Here is an 18516-nt window from a genome sequence, read left to right on the forward strand (position 1 = left end):
GTCATGTGTTGCGCCCTCGACATCGGGTTCGCCCAGGGCGGCGGCAACGGCGGTGCGCCACTGAGTCGAGGAGTGGGCCGCGGGCGGTGATCACCGCCCGGGGCACAGTCGTCCCGTCAGTCACCCGTTCGGACAGCGGGGCCATCCGGGCATCCCACCTTCTCCCAGCGGCCCTGCCGCCGTCCGGTGCCGAGCCGCCGTTCGAGCACGGGGCCGCCCGTCGGGCACGCGGCCGCCGCTCGAGTACAGGCCGCCCTTCCGAGTACAAGCCGCCGCTCCGCGTACGCGGCCGCCGTTCCGCGTACGGGCCGCTGCTCCTCCGGAGTGCGAAACCAGCCCGCAGGGATTAAGTCCTTTGTTAGGACAATCCGGATGTCACCCAAACGTCCCGCTAGACTATTAAGGACGCATCAAGATCCCTTGACGGGAGTCGCGGGCGTCACAGGGCGCGCCGGGAAGTCTGGTCGGCAACTGCACCACACGTGCATCCATTTGCCGCTCCCAGCCCCAGGAGGTCCCGCGTGACCGACCAGCCGCCCGTTCATGAGCCGACGACCCGCCGCCGGCAGTTCCTCGGCCGGCTGTCACTGCCCGAGCGCACCTTCATCACCGACGCCCTGCGCACCGAGACGGTCGGCGGCATGCTGCTGCTGGGTGCCGCCGTCGTCGCACTGATCTGGGCCAACGCCTGGCCGCAGGCCTACCAGAGCGTGCTCGACTACACCGTCGGCCCCTCCGCCCCGCTGCACCTGAACCTCTCCCTGGCCACCTGGGCCAAGGACGGCCTGCTGGCGATCTTCTTCTTCGTCGCCGGGATCGAACTCAAACGCGAGTTCGTCGCGGGTGAGCTGCGCACGCCCAGTGCCGCGCTGCTGCCCGTGGTCGCCGCCGTCTGCGGGGTGGCACTGCCCGCGATCCTCTTCGCCCTGGTGAACTCCGGCAGCGGCGGGCATCCCAGTGGCTGGGCGATCCCGACCGCCACCGACATCGCCTTCGCACTCGGGGTGCTGGCCGTGGTCGGCAGCCACCTGCCGTCCCCGCTGCGCGCCTTCCTGCTCACCCTGGCGGTGGTCGACGACCTGATCGCGATCCTGATCATCGCGATCTTCTACAGCCACGGCATCAAGTTCTGGGCGCTCGGCCTCGCCTTCGTCGGGCTGGCGCTGTTCTGGTTCCTGCACCGGCGCGGCGTCCACGGCTGGTACCTCTTCGTGCCGCTGGCCTTCGTGACCTGGGCGTTGATGCACGAGAGCGGCATCCACGCCACGGTGGCGGGCGTCGCCATGGGTCTGATGCTGCGCTGCCACCGGGAGGGCGACGAGCAGCACTCCCCCGGCGAGCACATCGAGCACCTGGTCCGCCCGCTCTCGGCCGGCCTCGCCGTCCCGCTGTTCGCGCTGTTCTCGGCCGGGGTGGCCGTCTCCGGCCCGAAGCTGCGCGAGGTGTTCACCCAGGCCGCCCCGTTGGGCATCGTGATCGGCCTGCTGGTCGGCAAGTCGGTGGGCGTGTTCGGCGGGGCCTGGCTGACCGCCCGGTTCACCAGGGCCGAGCTGAACCCGCGGCTCAAGTGGGCCGACATGGTCGCGGTCTCGGTGCTCGCGGGCATAGGTTTCACCGTCTCGCTGCTGATCAGCGAGCTGGCCTTCCCGGACGACCCTGCGCTCGCCGCCCGGGCCAAGACGGCGGTGCTGGTGGGCTCGGTGCTCGCCGCGGTCGTCGCCACGGTCCTGCTGAAACTGCGCAACCGGCACTACCGCGAGCTGTGCGAGGAGGAGGACCGGGACGTGGACGGGGACGGCATCCCCGACATCTACCAGGAGGACGACCCGGCCTGGCAGGCCAGGGTCGGCGAGTCGCCCCGCCCGGCGACCGGTGAGGAAGGCGACCCCGGCCCCGGCCACCAGGGCCGGCCCGGCCACACCGGCTGAGACGCCCCGGCTGAAGCCCCGCCCGAGGCCTCCCGGCCGGGACCCCGGAAGGCCCTTCGGCCGGCACCCGGAGGACCGGGGCGGGGGAACGGTCCGGCGGGCCCGACCGAGGCACCCGAGGACCGGGGACCACGACCTCCGGCAGGCCCCGGCGGAGGCGCCCGGAGCACCCCCGCCGCCGGGACACATCCCTCCGGCGGGGCCCCGGAGTGGTGTCCGACTGACCGGTAGGGGCATGATTCTGAGCTGTCGACAACCCACAGACGCCTCCGGACCCCCCGCCGGCCCCGGAACCGCACACCCGCGGCGGCGTCACGCCGCACAGCCGCAGAGGAGAACCGCTGATGCCCGCAGGAGCCGCAGACCCGTCCAGCAACGGCCGGGTGCCCTACGAGGGCGAGCGTTCGGTGGGGCAGCTGTTCGCGGCGGCCACCGCCGACCTGTCCGCGCTGGTCCACGACGAGATCGCGCTCGCCAAGGCCGAGATCCGGGCGGACGTCAAGCGCGGCGTCTCCGGCGGCGTCTCGCTGATCGTCGCCGGTGTGGTGGCGCTGTTCTCCATCCCGATGCTGAGCGCCGCGGCGGCCTTCGGCATCCACGCGCTGGGCCTGTCGCTGGGCTGGTCCTTCCTGGTCGTGGCGGGCGCCTACCTGCTGCTCGCGGTGCTGCTCGGGATGCTGGCCTGGCGGTCGTTCAAGAAGATCGAGAAGCCGGTGCGCACCATCGAGGGCGCCCAGAAGACCGCCGACGTGCTGAAGAACGCCCGGCCGCGGCCGGCCACCCAGGAGGAGATCGACCGGGCCTTCGGCCGCATCCCGTAACCGACCCGGTGTCGGCGGGGCGCCGGTGACCGGCCCGGGCGGGCGGGGACGGCGCCGCGCCGTGAGCGGGGAGGGCCCGCCCGGGCGGGCTCCGAACCCGCCGACCACGAGTGCCGGGCACGTGTCCGGCGCCGGGATGTGACACGCTCTCGGTATGCCGCTTGACCAGAAGCCCGTGCCCGCGCAGCCGTCCGCCGAATCCGGCCCCGACTCCGGCGCCGGACTCACCCCCGAAGGCCCCGCCGGTCCCGAAGACCCCGGCGCCGCCCCCGGGGGCACCGGCCCGGCACCCGCGCGGAAGCCTGGGCGGAAGCCTGGGCGAAAGCCTGAGCGGGAGACCGGTCGGGAAGCCTTCGCGGCGGCCTCCTCCGGGGCCCCGGCCGCGGGCGACGCGGAGGCCTGGAGCATCCGGCAGGCCGGCCCGTGGACGCACCGCGACCTCGCGGCCAACGGCGCCCGCTTCCACATCGCCGAGCTGGGCTCCGGCCCGCTGGTGCTGCTGGTGCACGGCTGGCCCGAGTACTGGTGGGCCTGGCGCCACCAGCTGACCGCGCTCGCCGAGGCCGGCTACCGGGCGGTGGCGCTCGACCTGCGCGGCATCGGCGGCAGCGACCGCACCCCGCGCGGGTACGACCCGGGCAACCTCGCCCTGGACATCACCGGGGTGATCCGCTCGCTCGGCGAGCGCCGGGCGCACCTGGTCGGGCACGCCTCCGGCGGCACCCTGGCGTGGGTGGCGGCCGTGATGCGGCCGTCCGTCATCCAGAGCCTCACCGTGGTCTCCGCCGCGCACCCGCGGGACCTGCGCCGGGCGCTGCTGACCGACCGCCGGCAGTTCGCCGCCTTCGAGCACGTGCTGGGCTTCCAGCGGCCGTGGATACCGGAGCGCCGCCTGGTCGCCGACGACGCCGAGCAGGTCGGCCGCTACCTGACCTCCTGGACCGGTCCGAACGGCCTGGACGAGGCCGCGCTGCACGCGTACCGGCAGGCGATCCAGATCCCCAGCACGGCGCACTGCTCGATCGAGCCGTACCGCTGGCTGCTGCGCTCCTTGGCCCGGCCGGACGGCATCCAGTTCGCCCGGCGGATGAAGAAGCCGATCACCGCGCCGACCCTGCACGTCCAGGGCGCCGCGGACCCGGTGCTGCTGTCGCACACCGCGCTCGGCGGCGGCGAGTACGTGGCGGCGCCGTACCGCTGGCGGCTGCTGCCGGACGTCGGGCACTTCCCGCACGAGGAGGCGCCGGAGGAGTTCACCGCCGAGCTGCTGGACTGGGTCGGCCGCCACAAGGAGTGACCCCGGAAGCGGCCGGACGCAACCGCACGGCCACGCGGAGCCGGGGATCCCGTACGCGGCCGGAAGCGGCCGTACGTGCGGTCGGACGCTCGGGCGACCGGAAGGGCTCTCGGGCCCAACTCCCTTATGTTGACGCTCATATGACAACCGCATAGGCCAATTTCGGCGAGGCCCGGGCGGTTACCTCCACCGGCCCAGGGGCATCCATTCCGGTATGAGTTGGATGCCCGAAAGCGGCGGCGCCCCGCGCGGCCGACGTCACAACAGCCCCCAGCGCTCCGCCCACCGGCCCGACCGGGCGGACGACCTCGGCTTCGACGGCCCCGACGGCCGCCGGCGCACGGAGCGGCGGCAGCTCGGCATCCCCCGCATCCTCGGCCGGCGCGCCCGCTGGGTGGGCGCACGGCTGCGGCGCGAGACCTGAGGCCCCGCGCCGCATCTCATCGCCCGGCACAGCGGGCACCGGCACAGCGGGCACCGGCACAGCGGGCACCGGCGCACCGAGCACCAGTACGCCGAGCACCGGTACGCCGGGTGCCGGCGCACCGAGCACCGATGCGCCCGGTGCCGGCCGACCGGCACGGCCCGTTCAGTTCACGATCGTCGGCGACAGCGCGGTGAACCAGAGCAGGACGAAGGTCGCCACCGACATGATCGGCACCAGCACCTTGGTCTCGACGCTGTTGCCGCTGCGCTTGATCAGCACGACCTCGTAGCGCTCCTTGTGCGGCCAGAGCAGCGGTGCGCCCTTCTTGGTCAGGCAGTCGCCGAGCAGGTGCGCCAGCGTGCCCAGCGCCACCGCGTACGGCAGCCAGCCGGGCGAGTTGGGCATCCAGGTGTTCATCCCGAAGGTGCCGAGCGCGGCCAGGCCGATGACGGTGATCCAGGCCTCCGGTCCGTCGCCCGGCGGGCAGAGCCGCAGGGCCCGGATCGCGAGCGCCAGCAGGAAGAAGGTCAGTCCGAGGGTGAAGTTGCGCCCCAGGTAGGTGACCCCGGCCCAGGTGCCGGCGCCCATCAGCGCGACGAACAGCAGCGAGTGGGTGGCGTGCCGGTGGCCGCCGGAGATCCACGCCACGAAGCGGCAGAGCACCTTGGAGACGGGGCCGAGGAAGTTGGCGATCGAGCCGTCGTGGTGGTCGAGGTCCGGCAGCAGGGCCGCGCCCGCGCACAGCACCGTGCCCATCAGTATGTCCGCCGGCTGCAGGGTGGTGTGCAGGAGCAGCGGGGGCAGGAAGGGAGCCGAGGCCGCGTACAGCATCGCCCCGCTCACCGCGTGCGAGTGACCCATCATCGGACTGCCACGACCTCTCGTCGGGCCCACGCCGGGACGGCGCCCGGTTGAGCCGAACGGGTGAGCGCGGCCGAGGCTACCAGGGCTGCCTGACGGGGCGACGGATATCGGACGGACCGGCCCGGCGCGCCCTTCCCGGCCACAGCCCGGCCCCGGCCCGACCCCAGCCCCAACCCAATCCCACCCCACCCCAACCCCGGCCCTGCCCCGCCGGCACCCGCCTGCCCCCGCCGGCACCCGTCAGAGCGCGCACCCCTGGGTGTCCGCCCGGCCGGTCGCGGCGCCGCCCTGCTCGACGTCCTCGCGCACCTCGGCCGCGGTCAGCACGTAGCCGGTGTCCGCGCTGTCCAGCGACTTGGCGAAGACCACGCCGTACACCTCGCCGTCCGGGGTGAGCAGCGGCCCGCCGCTGTTGCCCTGCCGGACCACCGAGCGCACCGAGTAGACGTCGCGGACCACCTGGCCGCGGTGGTAGATGTCCGGGCCGTTGGCCTGGATCCGGCCGCGGATGCGGGCCGGCTGGACGTTGAAGGCCCCGTTCTCCGGGAAGCCCGCCACGATCGCGCTGTCGTTGGTCTTCGCCTCGCCGGCGAAGGCCAGTGCGGGCGCGTTCAGCTTGGGCACGTCCAGGACGGCGATGTCGCGCTGCCAGTCGTAGCGGACCACCGTCGCGTCGTACAGCTGGCCGACCCCGCCGATCTGCACGGTCGGCTCGTTGACCCCGCCGACCACGTGGGCGTTGGTCATCACCCGGTGCGGGGCGAAGACGAAGCCGCTGCCCTCCAGGGTCTTGCCGCAGGAGGTCGCCGTGCCGACCACCTTGACCAGGCTCTGCCGGGCCCGCGTCACCGCCGGGCTGTTGGCCAGCGCGGGGTCGGGGGTGTCGACCTGGGTGATCGGCTCGTGCTCGAAGGGGTTGAAGACCTGCGGGAAGCCGTTGCGGGCGAGCACCTTGGAGAAGTCCGAGAACCAGTTCGGCGCGTCGCCGGGCAGCGCGTTCTGCACCCCGCCGAGGACCGCCGAGGAGCGCACCTGCTTGGAGACCGTCGGCAACGACGCCCCGGCCAGCGCCGAACCGATCAGCCAGGCCACCAGCAGCATCGAGACGACGTTCACCACCGCGCCGCCGCTCGCGTCCAGCACCCGGGCCGGGCGGCGCCCGATGTGTCCGCGCAGCTTCCAGCCGAAGTGCGCGGTGATCGCCTGGCCGATCGCGGCGAGGACGATCACCACCACGACGGCCACCACCGAGGCCGTGGTGCCCGGGCCGATGTGGTCGAGCACCAGCAGCGGCAGCAGCTCGACGGCGAGCAGGCCGCCGCCGAGGAAGCCGACCAACGAGAGCACGCCGACCACGAAGCCCTGCCGATAGCCCGACACGGCGAATGCCACGGCCGCGGCGATCAGCAGCACATCCAGGACGTTCACTCGGACACCCTCCCACGGTCCGCGCGCCGCACGCGCCGACGTCCGGTCACGAAGCGTCGGCGTCGCCGCCCGGCAGCACCCGGGAGTGTTCGAGGTCTCCCTGGACCAGGGCCAGCGCGTCGTCCGAGAGGTCGACGATCCGGGACGGGTCCCAGGGCAGTTCCAGGCCGCCGTGGTGCAGCACCCGGTCGATCACCCCGGCGGTGAAGCCCCAGACCAGCCGGCCGGCGACCGCGAAGGCCGGCCCGATGTGCCCCGACGGGTGGCGCAGCCGCACCCGGTTCGCCGGGTCGGCCAGCTCCGTGATCGTGACCCGGAACACCGCGCCGGTCTCGGCCGCGTCCACCGGGCGCACCGGCGTCTCCTCGCGCCACCAGCCGAGCACCGGGGTCACCACGAAGCTGCTCACCGGGATGTACAGCCGGGGCAGCTCCGCGAACACCTGCACCCCGGCCGGGTCCAGGCCGGTCTCCTCCCAGGCTTCGCGCAGCGCCGCCGCGATCGGGCCCGGGCCGTTCGGGTCACCGTCCTCCGGGTCCAGCACGCCGCCGGGGAAGGACGGCTGGCCGGCGTGCGAGCGCAACGAGCGGGCGCGCTCGATCAGCAGCAGGTCCGGACCCTCCGGTCCCTCGCCGAACAGCATCAGCACGGCCGCCGGCCGGCCGCCCTCGGCCGGTGGCAGGAAACGGCTCAGCTGCTCCGGCAGCACCCGCTCGGCCGCCTCCCGGACCGGCTCCAGCCAGCTCGGCAGCCCGTCCGGCTCGATGCCCCGCGCGACTCCCCCGGCCTCCGGCCCGGGGTGGCCCCACCGCCCGCTCATGCGTCCACCGCCAGGTCCGCGACGTGCCCGTGGTGGCCGGCGGCGTCCGCGCGGGCGGCCGCCTCGCCGGGGAAGTCGGCCGGCGGCCGCAGCCGCTGCCCGGGCCGACCGCCCATCTCGTACTTCAACAGCTTGCGTGCCTTCTCCGGGTCGGTCTCCCCCTCGCCGTAGGAGGGGCAGAGCGGCGCGATCGGGCAGGCGCCGCAGGCGGGCTTCTGGGAGTGGCAGATCCGGCGGCCGTGGAAGACCACCCGGTGCGAGAGCATCGTCCACTCCGACTTCGGGAAGATCTCGGCGACGGCCGCCTCGACCTTCACCGGGTCCTCCTCGGTGGTCCAGCCGAACCGCCGGACCAGCCGCCCGAAGTGGGTGTCCACCGTGATGCCGGGGACCCCGAAGGCGTTGCCGAGGACGACGTTGGCGGTCTTGCGGCCGACGCCGGGCAGGGTCACCAGGTCGGCCAGCCGGCCGGGGACCTCGCCGCCGAACTCGTCGCGCAGCGCTATCGAGAGGCCCAGGAGCGACTTCGCCTTGTTCCGGAAGAAGCCGGTCGGGCGGATGATCTCCTCCAGCTCCTCCGGGTTCGCCGCCGCCATGTCCTCCGGCGTCGGGTACTTCGCGAACAGCGCCGGGGTGGTCTGGTTCACCCGGAGGTCGGTGGTCTGCGCCGACAGCACGGTGGCCACCAGCAGTTGGAACGGGTTCTCGAAGTCCAGCTCCGGATGCGCGTACGGGTACAGCTCCGCCAGCTCGCGGTTGATCCGCCGGGCCCGCCGCACCATCGCCAGGCGCGATTCCGGCTTCCTCGGCTTCACCGCCGCCTTCTTCGCCACCGGCTCCTGCGCCGCGGCCTTCCGGACCTTGCTCTCTGCCATGCACGAAGGCTACGCCGACCGGCGGACCGCTCGCGGCCGATCAAGCACGGAAACCGGTCCTGGCAAGGCCTGTTGTCTAATGAAGTCCGCCCGTGGCCGTCACCTGACAGGGGGAGAGTACGGATGATCAGGGTCCTGCTGGCAGAGGACATGAGCATGGTGCGCGGCGCGCTGGTGGCCCTCCTCGCGTACGAGGAGGACCTGGAGGTCGTCGCCGACGTGGAGCGCGGGGACCTGGTGGTGCCGACCGCCCTGGAGGTGCGCCCGGACGTCGCGGTGCTCGACATCGACCTGCCCGGACTGGACGGGCTGCGGGCGGCGGCCGAACTGCACGAGAAGCTCCCCGGGTGCCGGACGCTGGTCCTCACCGGGCTGGTGCGACCCGCCAACCTGCGCGCCGCGTTCTCCGCCCGCGCGCTCGGCTTCCTCGGGAAGGACGCCCCGGCGCAGGAGTTGGCGGCGGCGATCCGCAAGGTGGCCGCCGGCGAGCGCGTCGTCGACCCGGAGCTGGCGCTGGCCGCCCTGGACACCCGGGAGAACCCGCTGACGCCCCGGGAGTCGGAGGTCCTGCGGCTCGCGGCGCAGGGGGACTCCGCCACCGAGATCGCCGGCCGGCTGTTCATCTCCACGGGCACCGCGCGCAACCACCTGGCCGCCGCGGTGGCCAAGACCGGGGGCCGCGGCCGGGTCGACGCGATCCGGATCGCCGAGGAGATGGGCTGGCTGCCGACGGCGTAGCCCCCGGCACTCTCCGCGCCACGCGCCCCGCGCCCCGCGCCCCGGCTTCGGCGACCGGCACCCCGACACCCCGACACCCGGGCGGTACGGCCCCGCCGGTTCGACGGACCGTGCGTTTCGCATGGATCTGCCCGTGGAAGGCGCACGGACCGTCTCAACGAGGCCTCCATTCGTCGACGAACCGAAATCCGGCCGATGCCCCCGGAACTACGCTCGCGATGTCATCGAGGGCGAACCACCGGGAGGTCGAGCCGCGTGTTGAAGCTGGCCTGGCGAACGGTGCGGGCCCGGAAGGCGGGCTTCGCCGGCGCCTTCACCGCGCTCGTCTGCGCCCTGGTCCTGACCGTCGCCTGCGGGGTCCTGCTGGAGTCCGCCCTGCGCGCGGGCACCCCCACCGAGCGCTGGGCCGGGGCCCCGGTGGTGGTCGGCGACGGCACTCGCATCCCGGACGCCGGACCGCTGACCGCGGAACTCGCCCGGCTGCCCGGCGTCACGGCCGCAGTCCCGGAGGTCTCCTTCCCGGCGGCCGTGGTCACCGCCTCCGGGCAGGTCCTCACCGGACCGCAGGGCGGCCCCTCGCTCGGGCACTCCTGGACGAGCGCCGCCCTCACCCCGTTCCGGCTGACCGCCGGCCGCGCCCCGACCGGGCCGGACGAGGTGGTCCTCGACACCGCGACGGCCGCCCGCGCCGGGGTCACGGTCGGCGGCACCGTACGGCTGGCCACCACCGAGGCGCCGCGCGGCTACACCGTGGCCGGACTGGCCGCGGCACCACAGGAGTTGGCCCGTCAGAGCGCGCTCTTCCTCAGCCCCGGGCAGGCCGCCCGGCTCGCCGGGACGGCGGCCGGCGCGGACGCGATCGGGCTCACCGTGCGGGAGGGGACCGACCTGCGGGCACCGGCCGAGCAGGCCCGGCGGGTACTCTCCGCGGCACGGGACCGCGCCGGCGTGCCGGACTGGTCCGGGCCCCGGGTGCACACCGGCGACGAGCGGGGCGAGCTGGAGTTCTCCGGCGCTCCCGGGCCCGGCGACGGCCTCTCCTCGCTGGCCGGGACGACGGGCGTGCTGTCGCTGTTCGTCGCGGCCTTCGTGGTCGCGGGGGCGCTCGCGCTCTCCGTCCAGCAGCGGCTGCGCGAAATGGCCCTGCTGCGGGCGGTCGGCGCCACCACCGGACAGGTGCGGCGGATGATCGCCCTGGAGACGCTGGTGCTGACCCTCGCGGCCGCGGTCGTCGGCCTCCCCGCCGGGACCGGCCTCGCCGCGCTGCTGCGGGGCGAACTGGTCGACCGCGGGGTGGTCGGCTCGGACGTGCCGCTGCACATCGGGCCGACCGCCCCGCTGATCGTCCTCGGCGGCGTCGTCGTCACCGCGCAGCTGGCCGTCGCGGCCGCCGCGCGCCGGGCCTCCCGGGTCGAGCCCACCCGGGCGCTGCGCGACGCCTCGGCGCCGCCGCCCGGCATCGGTTGGATCCGGACCGGGCTCGGACTCGTGACGCTCGCCGGGTCCGGCGCGGTGCTGGCCGACTCGACCGACGACCACCGCGGGGCGGGGACGGCCGAGAGCATGGTGCTGGTGCTGCTGCTCGGGGTGGCCCTGCTCGGACCGCTGATCGGCCGGGTCGCGAGCGTGGCGATCGGCGGGCCGGTGGGCCGGCTCTTCCCGGCGGCCGGCTTCCTCGCCTCGGCCGCGCTGCGGGCCCAGCCGCGCCGCTTCGCCGCCGCCGTCACCCCGCTGGTGCTGGCGGTGGCCTTCACCGGCACGGTGCTGTTCGTCCCGGTGGTCAAGGCCCGGGCCACCGCGGCCGAGGACGGCCGACGGCTGCTGGCCGACCACGTGGTCCAGGCCGTCGGCATCGGCCTGCCGCCGGAATTCACCGCCGCGGTACGGCGGTTGCCGGGCGTCGCGGCGGCCGACGGCACGGTCTCCACGACCGTCCGGGTCTCCGCCGGGGACGTCGACCAGTACGGGCTGAACGCCCGGATCGTCGAGCCGCAGGGGCTGGCGGAGCTGGTCGACCCCGGGGTGACGGCCGGCTCGCTGGACGGGCTGCGCGACGCGGACATCGCGCTGGGGCAGCGGACGGCCGCCGCGCTCAAGGCCGGCGTCGGCACCACCGTCCGGATCGAATGGCCGGACGGCACCGGCAGCACCGCGACGGTGGCCGCCGTGTACGACCGCGACGTCCGGTTCGCGGACGCCCTGCTGCCCGCCCCCTTCGCCGCCGCCCACGCCCCGGACCCACTCACGCCGACCGTCCTGGTCCGTACCGCCCCCGGAACCGACCCCCGGCAGGTCGGCCGGGAGCTCCACGACCTCACCGCGGCCTACCCGATGGCCCGGGTCGGCGACCGGGCCGAGTACGACGCGGCCCGCAGACAGCGGCAGGAGTCCGCCACGGCGGTCGGACGGCTGCTGCTCGGCATGATCGGCCTGTTCACCGCGATCGCCGTGGTCAACACCCTGGTGATGGCCACCGGCGAGCGGCGGCGCGAGTTCGCGCTGCTGCGGCTGGTGGGCACCACGCGGCCGCAGGTGCTGCGGATGGCGGCCTGGGAGGGCGGGATCACGGTCGCGGTGGCTCTCGCCCTCGGTGCGGCGGTCACCGCCGCCGTCCTGGTCCCGGTCAGCCTGGCGCTCACCGGGACGGCCTGGCCCGCGCCGCCCGGGAGTTGGGTGGCCGCGGTGCTGGGCGGGGCGGCACTGCTGGGGATGGGCACCGTCCTGCTGACCACCCGGCTGGCGCTGCGCCGGAAGCCGGTCGAGACGATGGGGATGCGCGAGTAGCGGCCCGGGCCCGGTCAGGCGGCCCGGGCCGCCTCCCGGGCGGGCTCGGCCTCGACGACGGCCGTGAGGTGGAACCAGCCCGCTCCGTCCCGCTCGGCGGTCAGCCGGCCGCCGACGGCCCGCAGCCGCTCGGTGAGGTTCCCGATGCCGTGGCCGCCACCCTCCGACCCGGGCCCGCCGCCCTCCTCGCACGGAGCGCCGCCCGGTTCGCATGCCGGAGCACCGCCCGGCTCACCCGGAGCGCCGCCCGGTTCGCGCGGCACGCCGTCGTTGGAGACCACCAGGCGCACCGTGCCGAGCTCGTCCCGGCCGGCCCGGATCCCGCAGCGCCGGGCCGCGCTGTGCCGCAGCAGGTTGGTGACCGCCTCGCGCAGCACGGTGGCCAGCACCGCGTCGAGTTCGGGCCGCAGCCCCTCGCAGTCCAGTTCGGCCTCGACCCCGATCCCGGCCGCCCGCAGCGCCGAGACCGCCGAACGCGCCTCCCGCGCCAGGGACATCCCGAGGTCGCCGCTGGGGAGCCGGCGGGTGTCCGCCATCGCCTGCCGCACCAGTGCCAGCACTTCGGCGATCTCCGCGCGGGCGCGTTCCGGCTCGTCCGCGGCCAGCCGTTCGGCGAGCTGGCACTTCAGCGCCGCCACCGAGAGGCTGGAGCCGAGCAGGTCGTGCAGGTCGCGCGCGAAACGCAGCCGCTCCCGGTCCACCGCGAGCTCGGCCAGCTCGGTCCGGGCCGCCCTCAACTCGGCTGTCAGGTCGGCGAGTCGGGCCACGCCGTAGACCACGATGCCGCCCACGGCGGTGGACACCGACGCATTGACGCACTGGCCGGGGTTCCCGCCCAGCGCCGCGCAGAGCGGGTACTGGGCGGCCACCAGTGCGACGAACAGCACCCAGGAACGCGGCAGCGCGACGGTCAGCAGCACCGAACCGGCGAACGACCCGGGGATGCCGACCCACGCCCCGTCGAAGAACAGGAACGGAAGGTAGGTGAGCACCCCGTGGACGACCAGGCTCCACGGCCACCAGCGCCGCGCCAGACGCCACGGACCGGCGTGCCCGATCTGCAGGGCGAGCAGGACCAGCAGCAGCGCGACGGCGGGCAGTTGGTAGGCCAGGCCGTCGTGGTTGCGGACCGTGGCCACCACCGAGGCGGCGCAGAAGCCGACGGCGACCATGACCACGATGCCCCGGGTGAGCCGCGCGAGCGGGTCACCGGAGCCGCCGGAGCCGCCGAAGCGCCCGAAGCCGCCGGGGTGCTTCGGACGGGAGCGATCGGCGTCGGTTCGGTCCGCGCTGTGGCCCAAGGGGAACTCCCGGTAGACGGCTCGACACACCGCGCGCCCAGCGGGAGCCCGCCGCGCACCCGGCGCCCCCGTACGCCCGCACCCCGAGCATAGTTTCCCGCCGGAGCAGCACCGTTGACGCTCCGCCACGGTTCGCCGGCTCAGGCCGGGGTGCGGCCGATCGTCCCCTCAAGGCTGTTCAGCAGGCCGCTGAGGGCCTCGGCGAGCCGGTCCTGCTCGGCGGGGGTGAGTCCGGCCAGCAGGGCGCGGTCGTAGGCGACGAGCTCCTGGATCAGACCGTCCACCAGCGTCCGGCCCTCCTCGGTGAGCGCGAGGTGGGCGACCCGGCGGTCCCGGTCGTCGGTGCGGCGGCTGACCAGGCCGCGCTCCTCCAGCAGCCGCAGGCGCTTGGTGACGGCGGCCCCGGAGGCGAAGCTCTCCCGGGCCAGCTGGGTGGGGGTCAGCTCGCGGTCGAGGCGGAGCAGGGCGCCGAGGATGTCGAACTCGGCGCGGGTGAGGCCGGCCCGGGTGAGCGGGTCGGGGGTCTGCTGGAGCAGCGCGGCGCAGCGGTTGATCCGGCCGAGGACGGCGATCGGACCGGTGTCCAGCCCCGGGTAGGCCCGCTCCCACTGGCGCAGCACACCTGCGACGACGTCCTCCACGTGTGCTGCTCCCGTTCTGCGGCCTGCCGTTCGGCTTCGATCCTAGGGCGTGCCGGTCGCGGCCCCGGCCGTGCCCGTCGCGGCCCGGGCCGTGTCCGGCAGCGCCGGGCCGGGATCGGACGGGCCGTCGTGGCCGCGGTGTTCCAGCAGCGCGGCCAGCAGGTGGTGGGCCTGCCGCTCGGTGGCGGTGGCGCGCTGGTGCGGGATGGCGGGTCGGCGCCACTCGCCGGCGGCGGTGTCGGTGGCCTCGCGCAGCTCCAGCAGGGCCGCGGCGAGGCCGGTACGGGCGGCGAGGGCGTCCGGGGTGCTCACGTCCGCGACGGACAGGGCGGACGAGGCGGGCGAGGCGGCGCGGACGGCGGCCGACGCCCGGTGGCCGGCCGCTTCCGCTCCGGCGAGCGCGCGGGTCAGCCGGGCGGCGGTACGGCGGTTGGTGACCAGCAGGCAGGCCGCGAGGCCGGCGAGCGCCCCGACGCAGGTGTCCAGCCAGCGGTCGGCGATCAGCGCCCCGGCCGGCTGCGGGCCCGCGAACTCCGTCATCAGCAGCGCCATCGGGGTCACGAAGACCGTCGCCAGCCAGTAGCTGCGGGCGATCGTCGCCTCCGCCCCGAACTGGCAGACCAGCCCGAGTCCGATCAGCGCCACCGGGCCGGTGCGCGCGACGGGCAGCGCGGCGGTGAACAGCAGCAGGCCGAGCAGGTTGCCCAGCACCCGCTGCAGTGCGCGCTGCCAGGACAGCGTGCTGTTCGCCTGGAACACCGAGGCCGCGGTGACCACCGCCCAGTACGGCCGGCCGACGCCGAGCGCCAGCGAGATCCACCCGGCAGCGGCGCAGCCGACGGCGACCCGCAGCGCGATCGGCAGCAGCGCGGAGCCGGGCCGCAGCGCCCGCCGGAGCGGCGGTCGGGGGCCGGGACGGCGGACGGAAGGCTCGGCCGCCTCCGCCTCGGTGAGGTCGAGCGACGGCAGCGGGCGGCCGCGCCGCAGGTCGCGGGCCAGGTCGAGGTACCGCGCGGCGTCCTCGGGCCGGGCCGGTCCGGCCAGTGCGGCCTCCGCGCGCACCAGCAGCCGCTCGGGCGCGTCGCCGAGGGCGCGCCGCCGGGACGGGGTGGAGAGCGCGAGACTCTGCCAGGCCGCCTCGACCGCTCCGACCAGGGCGGTTCGGGCGGTGGCGTCCGGCTCCGACCGGCCGGGCCCGGTCCGCAGCAGCCGGGCGGCGGCCTCCAGGGCGCGGGCGGTGGCGATCCGCTCGGGCCCGTACGGGCGCACCAGGGCCGGGGCCATGCAGACCACCCAGGCCAGCGCGGCGCCGAGCGCGGTGAGCGCCAGGTGCGGCGGGACCTCGGCGAGCCGTTGCGGGAGGAAGGCGCAGCTGGCGGAGGTGAAAGTGATGATCAGACTGCCGGGCGGGCCGATCCGGGCGGCGTCGCAGAGCAGCTTGTGCAGGGCGGCGAGCACCGCCGCCACCGCGACCAGGACGGCGGCGTCGCGGGTCAGTGCGGCGGCGGTGAGGGAGGCGCCGGTGCTGAGCACGGTGCCGAGCAGCACGCCGGCCAGCGTCCGGGCCCGGGCCCGGTAGGGCAGGCCGTGTCCGTACAGCGCGCCCAGGCCGCCGGCCGAGGTGTAGAGGGCGAGGTCGAGCCGGCCGAGGCCGAGCAGGGTGAGGTTGAGCGCGCCGAGGGTGACCACGGCGCTGAGCGCGGGCTTGTGCCAGCCGTCCCCGGCCGGACCGACCCGAAGTGCCTGGCGGAACTGGGCGGTTGTGACCATGCAAAAAAGGTTAGCAGGTAATTTACCTGTGAAACATATACGCCCGGACACCCCGCCACAGAGGCCCGGAGGGTCCGGAAGCTCCGGAAGAAAATTTCGGCCGGAGCGATGAGTTCTGCGGCGAACCCCGGTCTACCTCCACGACCGACTCGTACGACAGCAAGGAACACCCATGAACACCGTGGTCTCCACCGACGGCACCGTCCTCGCCTGCTCCGTCACCGGGACCGGCCCCGCCGTCGTCCTGGTCGACGGCGCACTGTGCCACCGCGGCATGGGGCCGAGCGCCTCGATCGCCGAACAGCTGGCGGCGCGGCACACCGTGTGGACCTACGACCGGCGCGGTCGCGGCGACAGCGGGGACACCCCGCCCTTCGCGGTGGAGCGCGAGATCGAGGACCTGGCCGCCGTCATCGCGGCGGCGGGCGGCTCGGCCCACGTCCTCGCCCACTCCTCCGGCGCCGCACTCGCGCTGCGGGCCGCCGCCGCGGGCACCGGCATCACCCGACTCGCCGTCTACGAGCCGCCGTTCAGCACCGGGGAGGCGCAGAGCGAGCGCTTCCGCCAGTACGTCGCCGAGCTGACGGCGGCGCTCGCCGAGGGGCGCCGCGGGGACGCGGTCGCGGCCCTCATGGTCTACGCCGGGACGCCGGCGGAGATGGTGGACGGGATGCGCGGCGCGCCGGTGTGGCCGCTGTTCGAGGCGGTCGCACCGACCCTGGCGTACGACGCGGCGGCGCTCGGCGACCGGACCGGCGCGGTCGTCCCGGTCGACCTGCTGGCCACGATCGCCGTGCCGACCCTGGTCCTGGACGGCGGCGCCAGCCCGGAGACGCTGCGGGCCCCGGCCCGCGCGGTGGCGGCGGCCGTGCCGGACGCCGAGTACCGGACGCTGGACGGCCAGACCCACGAGGTGTCCGCCGAGGTGCTGGCGCCGGAACTGCTGAAGTTCTACGCCTGACGCGCGGCCCGGGGGCACCGCCTGGTCTTCCGACGATCACCGGCGTCGTCTCTCCGGCGGGCACCCACCCGACGGACGACCACCGGCGGACGACCACCGACGGACAATCAACGACGGACAACCAACGACGGACGAGGAAGCATGGACGAGGACTTCAAGGACATCCCCACCACCACCCTGGCCGACGTCCTGGGCCGCGCCCAGGTCATGGACGCCGGCCTGCGACCGCTGTGGACGGGCATGCCCCGGGTGGCCGGGCCAGCCTTCACCGTGCGGTGCCCGCCCGGCGACAACCTGATGCTGCACGCGGCGATCCACCGGGCCGGGCCCGGCTCGGTGATCGTGGTGGAGTCCGGCGACCTGGACCACGCGCTGGCCGGCGGCAACGTCTGCGCGGTGGCGCAGCGCCGGGGCGTGGCGGCCTTCGTGGCCGACGGCCTGATCCGGGACCTCGCCGAGGTGCGGGAGCTGGCCTTCCCGGTCTTCGCCCGCGGGGTGATCCCGATCCCCGGGGCGAAGGAGCGGCTGGGCACCCACGGCGCCCCGGTGACCTGCGGCGGGGTGTCGGTGGCGGCCGGCGACATCGTGGTGGCCGACGAGGAGGGCGTCGTGGTGGTGCCCGCCGCCGAGCGGGCGCGGGTCCTGGAGGCGGCCCGGGCGAAGCTGGCCAATGAGGCGGCCGAGACCCTGGACGACTGGGAGGCCGCGCACCGCGCCCGGATCGACCGGGCCCTCGCCGAGCTGGGCTTCACCGGCTGATCGCCCGGCTCCGGTACGGTCCGCCCCCCCGGTCCGCCCGGCCCCGGAGCCGGGCGGTCCGGCGGCGGGACACGCCCGCACGGCAGGGGCCGTTTCCCTGTTCGAATCGAATGGACAAAGGTTCGACCGGTGGCCTTCCCCGGGCTCCCGTCACCGGGTCCGGCCGGTGACCCACCGGTACGAATGGCCCCGCACGGCGCACCTCGGCACACCCCCTCCTCATATGATCGGAGCGACATGCGCCATGCTTGGTGATGCAGAACACTGAACGGAACTTGCGCCGGACGGCCCACCCGCCGTACGGCCGAGAAGGAGGAAGCACGTGGACGACGTTCTGCGGCGCGCCGCACTCTTCGCGGCACTCGACGACGAACAGGCCGGCGAGCTGCGCGCTTCCATGACCGAGGTCACCCTCGCCCGTGGGGAGTCGCTGTTCCACGAGGGCGACCCGGGCGACCGGCTGTACGTCGTGGCGGAGGGCAAGGTCAAGCTGCACCGAGCCTCGCCGGACGGCCGCGAGAACATGCTGGCCGTGCTCGGCCCCAGCGAGATGATCGGCGAGCTGTCGCTGTTCGACCCGGGCCCGCGCACCGCGACCGCCAGCGCGCTGACCGAGGTCAAGCTGCTGGGCCTCGGCCACGGCGACCTCCAGCCCTGGCTGCACGCCCGCCCCGAGGTCTCCATCGCGCTGCTGCGGGCCATCGCCCGCCGCCTGCGCCGCACCAACGACGTGATGTCCGACCTGGTCTTCTCCGACGTGCCCGGCCGCGTCGCCAAGGCCCTGCTGGACCTCTCCCGCCGGTTCGGCGTGCAGTCCGAGGAGGGCATCCACGTCGCCCACGACCTCACCCAGGAGGAGCTGGCCCAGCTGGTCGGCGCCTCCCGCGAGACGGTCAACAAGGCGCTCGCCGACTTCGCCGGCCGCGGCTGGCTGAAGCTGGAGGCCCGCGCGGTGGTGCTGCTGGACGTCGAGCGGCTGTCGCGCCGCTCGCGCTGACGCCGGCGAAACGCCGCTGACGCCCGCGAACGCGGAGGGGCCCCGGACCACCGGTCCGGCCCCTCCGCGCTCACCCCCCCCGTCCACCGGGACAGGGCTGACTAC

Annotated in this window: 16 protein-coding genes; 9 read left to right on the top strand and 7 right to left on the bottom strand. The window is 75.0% G+C overall.

What is annotated here, in order from left to right; translation table 11 throughout:
* The first annotated feature begins 521 nt into the window (after positions 1-521).
* From nhaA to ACFVHV_RS38740, 4 genes are all read left to right on the top strand, one after another.
* Entirely contained in the window at positions 522-1928 is a 1407-nt protein-coding gene (gene nhaA, locus ACFVHV_RS38725; protein WP_359902003.1) for a Na+/H+ antiporter NhaA, read from the top strand.
* Positions 1929-2272: 344 nt separating this feature from the next.
* On the top strand, positions 2273-2749 hold the full coding sequence (locus tag ACFVHV_RS38730) for a phage holin family protein (RefSeq protein WP_359902000.1): 477 nt from the start codon (positions 2273-2275) through the stop codon (positions 2747-2749).
* 154 nt (positions 2750-2903) lie between these two features.
* Positions 2904-4046 (top strand): alpha/beta fold hydrolase, encoded by a 1143-nt coding sequence (locus ACFVHV_RS38735; protein WP_380357873.1) that lies wholly within the window; start codon positions 2904-2906, stop codon positions 4044-4046.
* Positions 4047-4260: 214 nt separating this feature from the next.
* Positions 4261-4470 (top strand): hypothetical protein, encoded by a 210-nt coding sequence (locus tag ACFVHV_RS38740; protein WP_359901994.1) that lies wholly within the window; start codon positions 4261-4263, stop codon positions 4468-4470.
* Between the two features lie 165 nt (positions 4471-4635).
* Here ACFVHV_RS38740 and ACFVHV_RS38745 read toward each other — a convergent pair whose 3' ends face one another.
* The 4 genes from ACFVHV_RS38745 to nth form a co-directional block, all read right to left on the bottom strand.
* Positions 4636-5337: a metal-dependent hydrolase gene (locus ACFVHV_RS38745; RefSeq protein ID WP_359901991.1), complete on the bottom strand. Its 702-nt coding sequence runs from the start codon at positions 5335-5337 to the stop codon at positions 4636-4638.
* Positions 5338-5577: 240 nt separating this feature from the next.
* A complete protein-coding gene (locus tag ACFVHV_RS38750; RefSeq protein WP_359901988.1) occupies positions 5578-6765 on the bottom strand; it encodes a MarP family serine protease in 1188 nt (395 codons plus the stop codon).
* Between the two features lie 46 nt (positions 6766-6811).
* Positions 6812-7585: a CoA pyrophosphatase gene (locus tag ACFVHV_RS38755; protein WP_359901985.1), complete on the bottom strand. Its 774-nt coding sequence runs from the start codon at positions 7583-7585 to the stop codon at positions 6812-6814.
* A complete protein-coding gene (nth, locus tag ACFVHV_RS38760; RefSeq protein WP_380357878.1) occupies positions 7582-8460 on the bottom strand; it encodes an endonuclease III in 879 nt (292 codons plus the stop codon). Before nth ends, ACFVHV_RS38755 begins: the two co-directional genes overlap by 4 nt.
* A gap of 123 nt (positions 8461-8583) precedes the next feature.
* Here nth and ACFVHV_RS38765 point away from each other — a divergent pair, with 123 nt between their 5' ends.
* A complete protein-coding gene (locus tag ACFVHV_RS38765; protein ID WP_380357881.1) occupies positions 8584-9198 on the top strand; it encodes a DNA-binding response regulator in 615 nt (204 codons plus the stop codon).
* Between the two features lie 255 nt (positions 9199-9453).
* Positions 9454-11982 carry an FtsX-like permease family protein gene (locus ACFVHV_RS38770; protein WP_380357884.1) on the top strand — a complete coding sequence of 843 codons (2529 nt, stop codon included), beginning with the start codon at positions 9454-9456 and terminating at the stop codon, positions 11980-11982.
* A 14-nt stretch (positions 11983-11996) separates the two neighbouring features.
* Here the strand turns inward: ACFVHV_RS38770 and ACFVHV_RS38775 are convergent, their stop codons facing one another.
* The 3 genes from ACFVHV_RS38775 to ACFVHV_RS38785 all read right to left on the bottom strand — a co-directional run bounded on the left by ACFVHV_RS38775 (position 11997) and on the right by ACFVHV_RS38785 (position 15694).
* Entirely contained in the window at positions 11997-13283 is a 1287-nt protein-coding gene (locus tag ACFVHV_RS38775; RefSeq protein WP_359901976.1) for a histidine kinase, read from the bottom strand.
* A 140-nt stretch (positions 13284-13423) separates the two neighbouring features.
* Positions 13424-13924 carry a MarR family transcriptional regulator gene (locus tag ACFVHV_RS38780; protein ID WP_359901973.1) on the bottom strand — a complete coding sequence of 167 codons (501 nt, stop codon included), beginning with the start codon at positions 13922-13924 and terminating at the stop codon, positions 13424-13426.
* A 42-nt stretch (positions 13925-13966) separates the two neighbouring features.
* Positions 13967-15694 carry an FUSC family protein gene (locus tag ACFVHV_RS38785; protein WP_380357887.1) on the bottom strand — a complete coding sequence of 576 codons (1728 nt, stop codon included), beginning with the start codon at positions 15692-15694 and terminating at the stop codon, positions 13967-13969.
* Between the two features lie 172 nt (positions 15695-15866).
* Here ACFVHV_RS38785 and ACFVHV_RS38790 point away from each other — a divergent pair, with 172 nt between their 5' ends.
* From ACFVHV_RS38790 to ACFVHV_RS38800, 3 genes are all read left to right on the top strand, one after another.
* Positions 15867-16655, top strand: coding sequence for an alpha/beta fold hydrolase (locus ACFVHV_RS38790; protein WP_359901968.1), 789 nt, complete (start codon positions 15867-15869; stop codon positions 16653-16655).
* 141 nt (positions 16656-16796) lie between these two features.
* A complete protein-coding gene (locus tag ACFVHV_RS38795; protein ID WP_380357890.1) occupies positions 16797-17414 on the top strand; it encodes an RraA family protein in 618 nt (205 codons plus the stop codon).
* 322 nt (positions 17415-17736) lie between these two features.
* A complete protein-coding gene (locus ACFVHV_RS38800; protein WP_030288117.1) occupies positions 17737-18411 on the top strand; it encodes a Crp/Fnr family transcriptional regulator in 675 nt (224 codons plus the stop codon).
* Positions 18412-18516: the final 105 nt, after the last annotated feature.

The organism is Kitasatospora sp. NPDC127116 (genome assembly GCF_042677365.1).
Lineage (GTDB): Bacteria > Actinomycetota > Actinomycetes > Streptomycetales > Streptomycetaceae > Kitasatospora > Kitasatospora lactacystinica.

What these genes read in the sequence shown, in the direction of transcription:
- ACFVHV_RS38790 (WP_359901968.1), top strand. Translation starts at nt 15,867, where the DNA reads ATGAACACCGTGGTCTCCACCGACGGCACCGTCCTCGCCTGCTCCGTC.
- nth (WP_380357878.1), bottom strand. Translation starts at nt 8,460, where the DNA reads ATGGCAGAGAGCAAGGTCCGGAAGGCCGCGGCGCAGGAGCCGGTGGCG.
- ACFVHV_RS38785 (WP_380357887.1), bottom strand. Translation starts at nt 15,694, where the DNA reads ATGGTCACAACCGCCCAGTTCCGCCAGGCACTTCGGGTCGGTCCGGCC.
- ACFVHV_RS38740 (WP_359901994.1), top strand. Translation starts at nt 4,261, where the DNA reads ATGAGTTGGATGCCCGAAAGCGGCGGCGCCCCGCGCGGCCGACGTCAC.
- ACFVHV_RS38745 (WP_359901991.1), bottom strand. Translation starts at nt 5,337, where the DNA reads ATGATGGGTCACTCGCACGCGGTGAGCGGGGCGATGCTGTACGCGGCC.
- ACFVHV_RS38795 (WP_380357890.1), top strand. Translation starts at nt 16,797, where the DNA reads ATGGACGAGGACTTCAAGGACATCCCCACCACCACCCTGGCCGACGTC.
- ACFVHV_RS38735 (WP_380357873.1), top strand. Translation starts at nt 2,904, where the DNA reads ATGCCGCTTGACCAGAAGCCCGTGCCCGCGCAGCCGTCCGCCGAATCC.
- ACFVHV_RS38730 (WP_359902000.1), top strand. Translation starts at nt 2,273, where the DNA reads ATGCCCGCAGGAGCCGCAGACCCGTCCAGCAACGGCCGGGTGCCCTAC.
- ACFVHV_RS38765 (WP_380357881.1), top strand. Translation starts at nt 8,584, where the DNA reads ATGATCAGGGTCCTGCTGGCAGAGGACATGAGCATGGTGCGCGGCGCG.
- ACFVHV_RS38755 (WP_359901985.1), bottom strand. Translation starts at nt 7,585, where the DNA reads ATGAGCGGGCGGTGGGGCCACCCCGGGCCGGAGGCCGGGGGAGTCGCG.